The sequence below is a fragment of the Oceanospirillum sp. genome (assembly GCF_982874595.1).
In genome coordinates this window covers 39,462-50,254 of the sequence record NZ_CEYNZH010000021.1, presented here as the reverse complement: position 1 = coordinate 50,254, position 10,793 = coordinate 39,462, and the positions used below count along the sequence as shown (strand labels likewise).

Sequence of the window (10,793 nt, the reverse complement as noted above, 5' to 3'; positions counted from 1 at the left end):
GCTTCAAAACCCGATCAGAGCATAGTACGGGTGGTTTTTCTACAGCCTGAACGCCGCATTCAACGGCTTGTCCGCTGCAATGCTTTGTTATGCGAATTATTAGCCTGCTGCACAAGCTTTAATCCTATGAATTACCTTCTCACGAAACTCACCATGCCCATGCGTTGCTCTCGGGTGAGCAATTCTAAAGCACATGGCATCGGCTGCCTCAAACTCCCAGAATTTTCTAGAAATCACTTCTTTATTTCGATAACCATCAAAATTCTCATTGAATAATTGTTTGATTACTGGATCAATACCCACTAAGCCAGCCGCAAAAATTACAACATCTGGCTTAAAGTGTGTGATCTGTATTGCAAGCAACTCTTTTGATATTGACGTTATTTCTTCGCGTTCATTTTTCGGGCGTGTTCTAGGGCTTTTCTTGTTGTAGTCCCACGCAAACAAGTTTGCATAGATAATGGATTTAGGATCAACTTCAAGCTCCTTCGCCAGCCGGAAAAAGTATTGCTTAAAGCGACTTCGCGTTTTTGTAATAACTTTTCCACTCTTGCTCACCGGAAGATGTTTTTTATAACGCTCAGTTGCTTCACACACAAGCTCGCAAACTTTATCTTTTTCGACAAAATCAGCGACACGATTAATCTTATTCTTGTTGTTATCAGTATTCCATCCGGCAGTCTCCCGACCAACCAGCATAATTTTTAGATCTGAACTCCAGTACTCATCAAATGGAACCGGTAAAAAAACACCAGAGTATTTGTCCTCTTCAAGGTTGAATGAGTTAATATTAAGACTTGTCAAGATCCTTGCGTAATCATTAATTAATGCATCCACTAAGAAAGCTCCGTAGAGCCATCTGGAAGCCATTCAATATTCAGGCAACCATCACCAAAACGTACGACACCCTCCTTTTTCGGTAGCTCATTAAACTGCCCCCGATACTCGATAAAATTATCAAGCAATTCAATCAGGTGTACTTTGAACCCTGATTCAGTGGCCTTCTCGAAAAGGTCGTCTTCAATCTTCCAACGAGTGATGCTCAAGCGATCTTCATTATCTTCCGCACAGAAAATCACTTCACCGGATGCTTTCATAATCTCAGGGTATTGCTTGGCAATCATAGCAAGACGAGTGGTTTCAAAGTCTTGGTCAAAATTTGGCATATTGTTTCCTTCTACTCGTTATTCTTTCACCTGACCCCACCTCGGCGACCGATAGGGAGCAAATTTGATGTGATTGTTATGCATTATAGTTTTTCCACGCAATATAAGTTTTCGGAATACCTAAGGATTTTAGCTTTTCCCACTCGGCTTTTGCTTCATCTCGGCTGCCTTCGTTAGCGGCAAGAAAGTCGGTGATAAAATTATTGAAACGTGCTGATGGAATTTGTGGAAGCCGACCTTCTTGTGTACTTAGTTGTACAAAGTGCTGCACTAAATCTAGGTAGGTGATTTTTCGTTTCTTTTCAAGCTGTTCCTCACGCCACCGATTTGTCCAGTACCACACACCAGATTTTTTTGGTAGATCAGAACAAAGCTTCAGCCATGATAAATGATTTCGTTTTCTTGTTACTGACATAGTGTTGAATGAATACATTTAGGTCTAGCTTGTCGCTTTTTCCTTTTTTTGTAACTGGTTCTTTGGTGTTTACAGCTACACTACCGGACTGAATATAGTTTTTTATTATTTTTTCTAGTTGATCTTTTCGTAATTTACTGCTGTTAGGTACACCAATATATCTGGCGAATTGCTTCAGCTCCAAGGCATACCAATACCCGCTTTCAAATTCGGAAACAGTTTTAACTTCATGTAGTTTTTTGGTTTGAGTCACGATATTCCTTTGATGCATAACATTTTCATATCAGGCATGCGCGTTATCACCCTTTTTAATTCAAGAGCAGCCGTTCGCCTGTGCTCTTAAAAAATAAAGGGCGGGCACGATTTCCATAATTCATTGATTTTGCAGCTTATCCAATTTCACTATACTGGTAAACCGAGAATTAAGTCGGGCAAACCGAGCACCTTTTTCTGTAAAAACCAAAAAATACTGTATATTTAACCACTAAATCATAGATGTCACATGCATAGTGATTTCTGAATATAAGTGCCATTCGTGGTAAGCGCTAATAGCTGGAATAATCGGCTTAAATGGCAGCTTAATCAGATACTTCCCGCCAGCAAACAAACTATTCGGATGCAGGAGAAACGCAGCAATGGAGGTTAGGGTCTTTTAGATGGAAGTTTTTTTAGCAACGTCAACAGGACAAAAATAAAACTCAATGATTAAAAAGCCTTGCACTTGCATGGCTGAGTTAAACCTGAACGGTTAAGCCACGGGAACGCTCTACCTTAGCTCAGCACTATGCCAAGGCAACCCTTAAGCTAGCAAACATCAACGATATTCTTTTCTGCTAAGATCTTTTCGAATTTAATGGCACGTTTTACATCCTCTACAGTGACATCGTACCAGCTGGTTGAATTCAGATTAAACTCCAGCTCAAGGGTTGTCGTCGCTATCAATATGACTGCATTTATGCCCCGTATTTCAAACCGATTTTCATATTCAACCCAATAATTGCTGCCACCCATCGATACCGGTGGCGGACACCAGCAGTCCGGCTCTTCCTTATGCAGTGTCACTTTGACCCCTAACGCATCAAGATATGAAAAAAGCGTTTCCGGATTACCGCATTTTATCCTGCCCAATAGCTCAAAGCCGTCGTTGTAGTGACCGCCTCTGGGGCCTTTAAGCCAAAATATTTGACACTTTTCTATTGCTTCCTGAAATTCTGCACTTGAGTACACGTCATATCCCGATGCCATTTTTCAATCCTTCGATACGTTTAAAATACGAATATCCGGTGAGTAACACCCGATACAGAAATAAAAAAGGCTGTATCAGACAGCCTTTTCAGCGATGCCGTGTTTAGGGCTTACATTTGTAGATATCAAACACAACCTTGCCATCACGCAGCGGTTGATCCGGCACTTCAGCCGGTTCACAAGCGACTATAAACTCATCAAACACACTGTCTTAAACCGTGATGCTTTCGTGCTGCTCGATGACCTGAGTGGCATCCTCATCCATCAGTCGCACCATATACTCGGTCAGACTTTTCAGCCCCAGAAGTGCCGAGGCTTTTTCTGCTTTTGCTTTAATCTCTTCATCCAGACGGATGTCTAAACGGGTTGTTGCCGTACGGATAGATTAAGTGGACTTGTATGAAGTCAATGATGGTTTTCCCGCATCTACCTAGACTTTGAAAACCATAGGGGTTAGCGGGTTTTGTGACAGTTCTTGAGAAAAGTCAGGCAAAAGCTCTTATGGGATTAAGAGTTAGTGAAATGAACTGCAGGAAAGTCATCAATCCAAACGTACTGATTGCCATTAATTAGCCGCTTAGGTGGCTAATTAACGAGGCTCTTTTTCCAACGAAGAATAAGAAATTCTTCGACTTCTTTCCGACCAAACTCGACCAAAATGAAAGAGACCTGATAAGTAGACCTAAGATGTTCACGCAGCTGCTTGATATCTTTTGCCTCTAACTGAGACGCTACTTTTCGGGCAAAAGTATGATTAACCGGACGGGACAGATCTGACATTCTATTTCTAAGACCAGAAGTTTCACCCACATAAACGGGCACATTATCTTCCCAGATGGCGTAAACCGCGGCTTTGTTGGGTAACTCTAGATGCCATCCTTCAAGCGGAGTATATCTTTCGGCTTGTAACAGCTCTGCTTCAAAGGCCAAAAGTGTTTTTTGGATATCCATAAACTGATGCACTACTGATGTGCGGACATATATTCAGTCACAGCATGCGCCAACAAGCCGGAACGTGTTTCACCGTGCTTCTTGGCATACTGGTCGACAGCATTCAGCAAGCGCTCCGGAATGGTGATATTCACCCGCTTGGATTTCACCGACAACTTAGAGAGATCAATATCCACCAGCGCCCAGATGCCATTCGCGCAATCTTGGTTTTGCTGGTGCGCCTCCATAGAGGTCGGCACAGGAATCGCTTCACCATCCATCAGCATCCCTTCCAGATGGCATTCAATCACTTCCCGCGCCATATCGATGGCTTCTTCAAGGGATTCTCCGGCAGAGAAGCAACCCTCCACATCCGGCACGGTCACGCCAAAATCTGAGTCGCTGTCTTTATGAATAGCGATGGGGTATCTCATATTATCTCCACTCCCAGCCCGCCTGACGGTATATCAGATACCCTGACGATTCAGCTCAACTGCAGGCTAAAAATTCATCCTGACAGTTACGCTGCGAATGACTTTTACATCACGGATCAATTATGGGTATCCCGTATTTTCTCAACAACGGCACGGCACGCGATTGGCGCGCCATCCGACAATGCTCAGCAAATCGCACGATTTAATCAATTTAATTACTTTGTACGCTCCACTATGCTCCAATCATTGTTGCGAACCGGAGATCAGACCATGCAGACATTAACTAAAAACGATACGGCAGTTGTGATGGCAATCAGAGACTGCGAAGAGCTGGAAGCGATAAAGGCCAAGTACCTGAAACACTGCTTTGAAAGCGCACAAAATGACCTGAAGCAAAATGATGTTGCCGATGGTGAAAGCTATCTCAAAGCTCTGTAATGCACTATTTATTATTACCGCCTTGTTTTCCAAATGCAGGCTTCAGTTGGTCAGACAGGTCATCTTCTATAATCTGCAGCACGTCATTGGGAACATCATACTCGCGGACGGTAATTTTATAATTTCCATCAAACCAGTGACTCAGATGCAGGGCGTAAGTTTCTTTATGCCCACTCCCCAAGTGTTGCTGAATACGTTTTTTGACACCGGTAGTTGATGAACCTACATACAATACAGCGGAAGGCGAATTTAATTTGGCACACTTACGTTGTTTGGTATTTTTAAAGTCACGAAACGCATTAAAGGTTTGCTCTGCATCACCATCCACCAGTTCAATGAAGTAAATGGCTTGTTGGATACCCTCAAGATCTGACAGATCAGAAAAGATAAACTCCCTGGTCGGTTTTGCTACTTTCGCAGACTCGCAGCTTGCGATCAAACGGTCGATATAACTCATTGGAATCTCATATATTTTGCAACGGGTTTGTACCCATGCATTGCAAAGGTTACGGATATCCTGATATCTCAATCGGAAAATTGAGTCTGGAACACTCAACTCCCGAACAACTCCCCGACTGTTTTCATCGGCAAGAACATACGGATGCGGCCATTGTGTTCACATAAAACCTGAAAGCCGTATTTTGCATAAAAGACCTGTGCGGAATCGGTTAAACAATCCACCACAATGGCATAAGCCCGCATATGCTGATTCACCTGCCAAAGATATTTCAAGGCACGTATCAGGCTGATTTTACCGAGACCGGAACCATGAAATTCCTTATGAACAACCAACTGCGCCAGCAGGAAAACAGGAACAGGATATTTAGGAAGTTTCTTTGCCAGTTTTTCCGGTAGGGTTTCCCGACTGATTGAACTGGGCGCTACGCTGTAAAAAGCACAAATAGCGTACTTCTGGTTTAACAGCGGTTCAGCGCTTGGCAGCACCATTGTCCTACTGATACCGGCCTGCATATGTTTGGCGGCCTGAGTTCTGATAAACGTATTCAGCTCAGGCTCGCCGCAATCAAAGGATTCCCGATCATGCCCGGTCTTATTCAGCTCGACAAACGTGTCAGACCAGCTCACCGGATACCACTCGCTTCAGCAAATTCAGCGGCATCCCGCAGCGCCTGATTCGGCGCATCAGCCTGTTCGCAAGCGGCCATAAACTCATCAAACACACTGTCTGTAACCGTGATACTTTCGTGCTGCTCGATGACCTGGGTGGCATCTTCATCCATCAGACGCACCACATACTCGGTCAGGCTTTTCAGCCCCAGAAGTGCCGAGGCTTTTTCTGCTTTTGCTTTGATCTCTTCATCCAGACGGATATCTAAACGTGTTGTTGCCATACTGCCTCCTCGTACGGAAGGTTTCCGTACTTTTACGCAAGTATAGAGCAGGCTGGAGACAGCGGCAACGTACGGATAAATTGATTGGATTTGTATGAAGTAAATGATGGGTGTCCGAATTTCAACGACGGGACAAAATGTAGGTCGGCATAAGCGCCGGAAACCGCACCGCACGCGATTGGCGCGCCATCCGACAATGCTCAGCAGATCGCACGTCGTATGACGCGCTCACGCTGCTTATACGACCGACAAGACTGGTCACAAGCCCTCGACCTTACCTGCAAGCAATACAAGCAGCTTTAATTCAGCTTCAGAAAATTATGGGTGTCCCGTATTTTCGAGAAAAATCAAAAGCTATACCGTAAGCCAGTTTTCAGAGGCACAGTGGCATAGCTATAGGGATACGTTACTGAACAGTTTTCAGCTGCTGGCCGAGAATCCGGCAGTTGGCAAAAATTGCGAAGAGATTTATGCCGGAGGGTTTTACTTCCCCGTTGGCAAGCACACCGCCTACTTCACCAAAGAAGAGGGCTTTATTCTGATTGTCGCCGTTCTGGGGCAATCACAGCTGCCCCAGAAGCATTTGAAATAATCGTCACAATCAGAGGGGCACTTGTACCCACGCTCCGCGTGGTTACATCACGGATAAATTATAGGTGCCCCATTTAAAATGCAAATGGAAGATTATTAATACCATTAACTTCTACATCTCGAGAAAAATCTTCATACGTATAGCTTCTTGGGTAATACGAAAAAGACTTCAAATCAAAGTAATCATCCTTAGTCATATATCTTCGACTAGCATTTAAGCTTAATTCTTCAGCTTCCTTTGAGCTGATACCGGCACTTGGATGTATATGTCCTACACCTGTACTGTTAAGAGCTACTGGATCAACCAGTATACCACCAGCACGAACTATGGAAGAGACATAATCTCTTGATGCCGATGGAGAACCAAATACCACAACTGGCCCAACTGAAATCCCTTTAATACAGTCAGAGTGCTCATCAAGCCAATTGATTGTTTCTTGATAGGTCTTTTCAGTCTCTCCAGCATAAATTAAGAAATTAACTTTAACCCAGACACCACTATCCCTGCATGCTTTAATCAAATCAGAAGCTCGGCGTAGATAATCATCAGGTTTATCGGACTTGCCCATACTAATTATTTGGCTTGGGGATGCACTTTCCAAACCCAAATCAATAACCCTGAGGCCTGCACCAGCTAGCGCAGAAATAGAACTAGGATTAATAGTGTCAACACGAGTCTCACAACGCCAGAAGATCTTTTTTTCGTATCTACTAACAGCTTCAAAAAGCTTTTCAGACCAACGCGTATTCGGAGCAAAAAAAGAGGATTGGACATAAGGGGTTATCGAATAGTCATTATATTGCACAGCCAAATCTTGTAGTTGTGATGCAAGTAATAACGGTTCTTTAAGGCGTGTCAAAGGAATATTCCGCTCCTCACAAAAGGAGCACCCCCTCCCGCATCCTCTTGAAGCCTCAACATTAGGCTGAAATTCTTTATAGTTATCAACCAGCTCATGATTCAAACCAAATGAAACAGCTGAAAACTGTTCAGCTAGATTCGAGGATATATCATCCCCCTCAACAAGCTGAACAATCTTATTTTCCGCAAGACCACCAACAATTTTATCAACCATTGGAAGCATCTTTCTCAGCCAGCTTGAATTTTCTCCTACAACCCATCTCCCACCTAATACGATCATCTTACTAGGAGATAGACTTTTTATGGTTTTAGTGAAAGTACTAGTCCATGACAAAGCATACAGACTTTGCATTGATAACATTAATGGATAGATGCTATTAAGCGCCCCTTCTTGGTATAGCTTCTTTGCAAACAGCTCAGGGTCTGAGTGACCTCCATGGTAAAGCCTAACATCATACCCTTTGGAGTCTAAAATAGTCGCAAGTGTCAAAGCCCCATAATTCAAGTACTGCTGACGACGCGATAAAACATTATCTCTTTTTTTTGGCTTATCCATACCAGCCGAAACAAAACAAACAAAAGAACTAGCAGCCACAAACAATCCCTATAGCATTTATATAATAGTAAAATTTAAGTTATCACCAGATTGAAACAACTTCCTACTCAATTATCATCACCTGACAAAACTCAACCCCAGATAACGTTGCACGCGCAGCAGTAGAACTTGTTAGGGTTGTCCCTTTTATTTCATGGACGCTCTGCAATCTATGCCTTTAACTCCCTTAGGCTTGTACCCACGCGCCTTGTGGTTACATCATAAATGAATATGGATGCCCTGTATTTCCAGGATCAATATGACCACAAATCATTCCATTATGGTCTTTTGATAACCACAACTTACGCTAACCCGGCTGGCCGACCTCAAATCTAAAACCATACTGAAACTTAGACCGGAGTTACTCATAAACCTGACAATGTTGAAACAATGAGGAATCATCGGAGGCATTATCTAAAAGCTGCAGCTTCAAATAATCGAAGAACGCGTCTAAATCCGTTTGTTTTGCTTCAATTATTTCCATGTAATCTCCGCGATTGGACATAACGTTTTGGGTAAGTTGCGCATGAAGAAACGCGGAATGCTTCAATTTGACCCTGTTGTTAGATTTTTTGTTATGTACAACAACAGCCAACCGTAAACAAGAATCAGCGTTACAATATAATGCGAGAATGCCATAGCCAGGCGGACGCGAACGCTCGCCCAAAGAGTGAATCTCGACTTAAGTGCGTAGAAGTACTTAAGTAGAAATTCTGGCCAACCTTCTCCTCCCTTTTCCGGGTAGCCCTTCCTCCGCTCAATTTCCAGCCGAGAGGACAAGAAATCCACATCTTTGTGGTTTTCATATTTTTCTAAGCAGTCGTAGTACCCTTTTGTCAGTTCTGCATATACATTGTCGTGCTTCTCATCATTCTTCCCTTTGAATGGCTTAACCCTACGGACTATCCGACTCAACTCCATTCCGCATCGCAACAATCGCTCTGCTCGGGCCGAGAAATTCCCCATACCCAACAAAAGTGAATACGTAAGGATAATTACCGAAAAGACTATCTGCATTACATCCGAATACGTTTCCGAAAAATTTGTTTGGATACCGGATAGCGACACAACCGAGACAATAATTAACCCGATTGCCAAGAGCGAAAGAGTACATTGAGACCACAAACCATGCGTACTAAGTCGTGTGCTCGCCCTATATCGGGCCTTTGCGGTGATATCTACAAGCCGGTAAAGCTCATCAAATTTGTTTTTTTGCTCTTTATCCATGCGGATCTCAAAAATCTAACGCCGTCAGTAGGGGCAGACAAAGCGCGCAGCGGTTTGACTGTCCCTCTTGCGGGTCTTAGTACGGGAATCTTTCCACTTTGGCGTTCCCGTTTAGGCCGTTTTTGAACACAAAATCAACGTGCGGCATCTCAATTTCAACCTTATCTGAACAGCATTGCCCAAAGTTATTGCCACTCTGACAGGGGCACTTATGATCTTCCGAGACAGAATGAAAACGATTCTTCGGAAACATTTTTGTTGTCCAATGGGCTTCCCATTCATCGAATGGGCTGCAGATATGAGAACAAAGGTACTCTAAAAGAGAAAAATCCAGAGTTTCATCATTGTGAACTACGGAGTATTTCTGTACAGGATTCGTGACAATCGAAATTTCTCGGATTTCCAGATCATGTGCTTGGTGCGTGCATAGCTCTCCATTGTATATGCGCCCCTTAATATGCGGGCATCTGGAGCGAGGACGAATCTTGTGATTGCATATGCTGCATGTGTAATAGCCGACGACCATCGCCGGGCTTGCGAACACACAGTATGGGTAAAGTGACTGCCATTTTCTGACGTACTTTTCTACAAAATCTGCCCCTGAATTCTTATAGAATTCTTTGCTAGAGTTCTCGCTGAGAAAGTTACAAGTAATTTCGCACTGCTCAAGCTCACACCAAGCATCACGGTATTTCTGTTGCTTAATGTTATTGATAGCAGTGACGTATGTTGAAACAATCTTGAGCGCTTGAATGTCTCGCCAAAACTGATTGGCCTGACGTTCATCACCCTTCTCAGCGGCGATTGTTTTTGCAGCAGCAAGTGCCGCTAGGGTTGATTCAACCTCAGTGTGATTGTTCAGATTGATCGTAGGGCGATTGTCAGTCATCTGCAAATTTCTTCACTGCATTTAAGGCCTTTTCAACATCCTCAACTTTACCGTCGTAACTCACAGTTGAAGACGATTTATCCTTCTTCTCGATTATGAACTTAAGGGATATCTTGTCGTCGGGTTTGGCCTTTAATTTATCGTATATATAGGACGAAATCACACCGCAAAACACTGGAATTACTATACTTTGCAATATGAAGGTTCCAAGCCAGAGGTCATCACCATGAAGGCTTAGTTCCTTATATTCTTCATCCGTGGAATAGAGATCAGCGTCTAAGCCGTTTTCATTCAAGTAGTCAAGAGTATCAAGGCTTCCAGCATAAAACGCATCATCAGAACCATGAGACGGTAACAGCAATACACTTTTCCCTTGAATTTCGCTTGCTAAGGACGGTGCAGCTTGTTCGATTAGCTTCTGAAAAGTAGATCCATCTTCAGCTACCTCAAAGCGTTCAATTCTTTCTGGGAATGCCATGATCTAGAACTCCAAGTTGATTTGGTGGCTAATAGTTTGTTAGTGCGTATGCGTATTTATCTGGCGGTTAACAGCTTAATATCAGACGTGTGCATTTCGCCGATTTCAATATACCGAGAACTCCAGCAGGAAGACTTCAATAAGAAAGGAACAAACTCCATCTCAGATCAG

General features: G+C 43.3%; 17 protein-coding genes. 2 read left to right on the top strand and 15 right to left on the bottom strand.

What is annotated here, in order from left to right:
* Nucleotides 1-99: 99 nt before the first annotated feature.
* The 8 genes from AC4GL5_RS10775 to AC4GL5_RS10740 form a co-directional block, all read right to left on the bottom strand.
* Entirely contained in the window at nucleotides 100-837 is a 738-nt protein-coding gene (locus AC4GL5_RS10775; protein ID WP_490382787.1) for a hypothetical protein, read from the bottom strand.
* On the bottom strand, nucleotides 837-1,166 hold the full coding sequence (locus tag AC4GL5_RS10770) for a hypothetical protein (protein ID WP_490382786.1): 330 nt from the start codon (nucleotides 1,164-1,166) through the stop codon (nucleotides 837-839). Before AC4GL5_RS10770 ends, AC4GL5_RS10775 begins: the two co-directional genes overlap by 1 nt.
* 76 nt (nucleotides 1,167-1,242) lie before the next feature.
* Nucleotides 1,243-1,509 carry a hypothetical protein gene (locus AC4GL5_RS10765; protein ID WP_490382785.1) on the bottom strand — a complete coding sequence of 89 codons (267 nt, stop codon included), beginning with the start codon at nucleotides 1,507-1,509 and terminating at the stop codon, nucleotides 1,243-1,245.
* Nucleotides 1,510-1,528: 19 nt separating this feature from the next.
* The gene (locus AC4GL5_RS10760; protein WP_490382784.1) at nucleotides 1,529-1,834 is read right to left on the bottom strand and encodes a hypothetical protein; all 306 of its coding nucleotides are present in this window, start codon (nucleotides 1,832-1,834) and stop codon (nucleotides 1,529-1,531) included.
* Nucleotides 1,835-2,385: 551 nt separating this feature from the next.
* Entirely contained in the window at nucleotides 2,386-2,826 is a 441-nt protein-coding gene (locus tag AC4GL5_RS10755; RefSeq protein WP_490382783.1) for a hypothetical protein, read from the bottom strand.
* 211 nt (nucleotides 2,827-3,037) lie between these two features.
* Entirely contained in the window at nucleotides 3,038-3,181 is a 144-nt protein-coding gene (locus tag AC4GL5_RS10750) for a type II toxin -antitoxin system TacA 1-like antitoxin (protein ID WP_490382790.1), read from the bottom strand.
* Nucleotides 3,182-3,411: 230 nt separating this feature from the next.
* The gene (locus AC4GL5_RS10745) at nucleotides 3,412-3,777 is read right to left on the bottom strand and encodes a hypothetical protein (protein ID WP_490382782.1); all 366 of its coding nucleotides are present in this window, start codon (nucleotides 3,775-3,777) and stop codon (nucleotides 3,412-3,414) included.
* An 11-nt stretch (nucleotides 3,778-3,788) separates the two neighbouring features.
* On the bottom strand, nucleotides 3,789-4,190 hold the full coding sequence (locus AC4GL5_RS10740; protein ID WP_490382781.1) for a type II toxin-antitoxin system HicB family antitoxin: 402 nt from the start codon (nucleotides 4,188-4,190) through the stop codon (nucleotides 3,789-3,791).
* A gap of 270 nt (nucleotides 4,191-4,460) precedes the next feature.
* Between AC4GL5_RS10740 and AC4GL5_RS10735 the strand changes: the two genes are divergently transcribed.
* Nucleotides 4,461-4,628, top strand: a complete 168-nt coding sequence (locus AC4GL5_RS10735) for a hypothetical protein (protein WP_490382780.1) — start codon at nucleotides 4,461-4,463, stop codon at nucleotides 4,626-4,628.
* Nucleotides 4,629-4,632: 4 nt separating this feature from the next.
* On the opposite strand, the gene AC4GL5_RS10730 is transcribed toward AC4GL5_RS10735, so the two are convergent.
* The 3 genes from AC4GL5_RS10730 to AC4GL5_RS10720 form a co-directional block, all read right to left on the bottom strand.
* Nucleotides 4,633-5,085 carry a GIY-YIG nuclease family protein gene (locus tag AC4GL5_RS10730; RefSeq protein WP_490382779.1) on the bottom strand — a complete coding sequence of 151 codons (453 nt, stop codon included), beginning with the start codon at nucleotides 5,083-5,085 and terminating at the stop codon, nucleotides 4,633-4,635.
* A gap of 95 nt (nucleotides 5,086-5,180) precedes the next feature.
* A complete protein-coding gene (locus AC4GL5_RS10725) occupies nucleotides 5,181-5,714 on the bottom strand; it encodes a GNAT family N-acetyltransferase (protein ID WP_490382778.1) in 534 nt (177 codons plus the stop codon).
* Complete coding sequence (locus tag AC4GL5_RS10720; RefSeq protein WP_490382777.1) at nucleotides 5,711-5,980, bottom strand: type II toxin-antitoxin system TacA family antitoxin; 270 nt, start codon at nucleotides 5,978-5,980, stop codon at nucleotides 5,711-5,713. The genes AC4GL5_RS10725 and AC4GL5_RS10720 overlap by 4 nt, the downstream gene beginning before the upstream one ends.
* Nucleotides 5,981-6,326: 346 nt before the next feature.
* On the opposite strand from AC4GL5_RS10720, the gene AC4GL5_RS10715 reads away from it, so the two are divergent.
* Entirely contained in the window at nucleotides 6,327-6,572 is a 246-nt protein-coding gene (locus tag AC4GL5_RS10715; RefSeq protein ID WP_490382789.1) for a type II toxin-antitoxin system RelE/ParE family toxin, read from the top strand.
* A gap of 73 nt (nucleotides 6,573-6,645) precedes the next feature.
* Here AC4GL5_RS10715 and AC4GL5_RS10710 read toward each other — a convergent pair whose 3' ends face one another.
* From AC4GL5_RS10710 to AC4GL5_RS10695, 4 genes are all read right to left on the bottom strand, one after another.
* Nucleotides 6,646-8,028 (bottom strand): B12-binding domain-containing radical SAM protein, encoded by a 1,383-nt coding sequence (locus AC4GL5_RS10710; RefSeq protein ID WP_490382776.1) that lies wholly within the window; start codon nucleotides 8,026-8,028, stop codon nucleotides 6,646-6,648.
* 546 nt (nucleotides 8,029-8,574) lie between these two features.
* Nucleotides 8,575-9,255 carry an SLATT domain-containing protein gene (locus AC4GL5_RS10705; protein WP_490382775.1) on the bottom strand — a complete coding sequence of 227 codons (681 nt, stop codon included), beginning with the start codon at nucleotides 9,253-9,255 and terminating at the stop codon, nucleotides 8,575-8,577.
* 76 nt (nucleotides 9,256-9,331) lie between these two features.
* Nucleotides 9,332-10,144: a hypothetical protein gene (locus AC4GL5_RS10700; protein WP_490382774.1), complete on the bottom strand. Its 813-nt coding sequence runs from the start codon at nucleotides 10,142-10,144 to the stop codon at nucleotides 9,332-9,334.
* Nucleotides 10,137-10,622 (bottom strand): hypothetical protein, encoded by a 486-nt coding sequence (locus AC4GL5_RS10695; protein ID WP_490382773.1) that lies wholly within the window; start codon nucleotides 10,620-10,622, stop codon nucleotides 10,137-10,139. The genes AC4GL5_RS10700 and AC4GL5_RS10695 overlap by 8 nt, the downstream gene beginning before the upstream one ends.
* Nucleotides 10,623-10,793: the final 171 nt, after the last annotated feature.

Bases quoted from the DNA above. Each gene is read 5' to 3' on its own strand.
- AC4GL5_RS10770 (WP_490382786.1), bottom strand. From the start codon at position 1,166: ATGCCAAATTTTGACCAAGACTTTGAAACCACTCGTCTTGCTATGATT.
- AC4GL5_RS10755 (WP_490382783.1), bottom strand. From the start codon at position 2,826: ATGGCATCGGGATATGACGTGTACTCAAGTGCAGAATTTCAGGAAGCA.
- AC4GL5_RS10745 (WP_490382782.1), bottom strand. From the start codon at position 3,777: ATGGATATCCAAAAAACACTTTTGGCCTTTGAAGCAGAGCTGTTACAA.
- AC4GL5_RS10740 (WP_490382781.1), bottom strand. From the start codon at position 4,190: ATGAGATACCCCATCGCTATTCATAAAGACAGCGACTCAGATTTTGGC.
- AC4GL5_RS10735 (WP_490382780.1), top strand. From the start codon at position 4,461: ATGCAGACATTAACTAAAAACGATACGGCAGTTGTGATGGCAATCAGA.
- AC4GL5_RS10730 (WP_490382779.1), bottom strand. From the start codon at position 5,085: ATGAGTTATATCGACCGTTTGATCGCAAGCTGCGAGTCTGCGAAAGTA.
- AC4GL5_RS10720 (WP_490382777.1), bottom strand. From the start codon at position 5,980: ATGGCAACAACACGTTTAGATATCCGTCTGGATGAAGAGATCAAAGCA.
- AC4GL5_RS10705 (WP_490382775.1), bottom strand. From the start codon at position 9,255: ATGGATAAAGAGCAAAAAAACAAATTTGATGAGCTTTACCGGCTTGTA.
- AC4GL5_RS10700 (WP_490382774.1), bottom strand. From the start codon at position 10,144: ATGACTGACAATCGCCCTACGATCAATCTGAACAATCACACTGAGGTT.
- AC4GL5_RS10695 (WP_490382773.1), bottom strand. From the start codon at position 10,622: ATGGCATTCCCAGAAAGAATTGAACGCTTTGAGGTAGCTGAAGATGGA.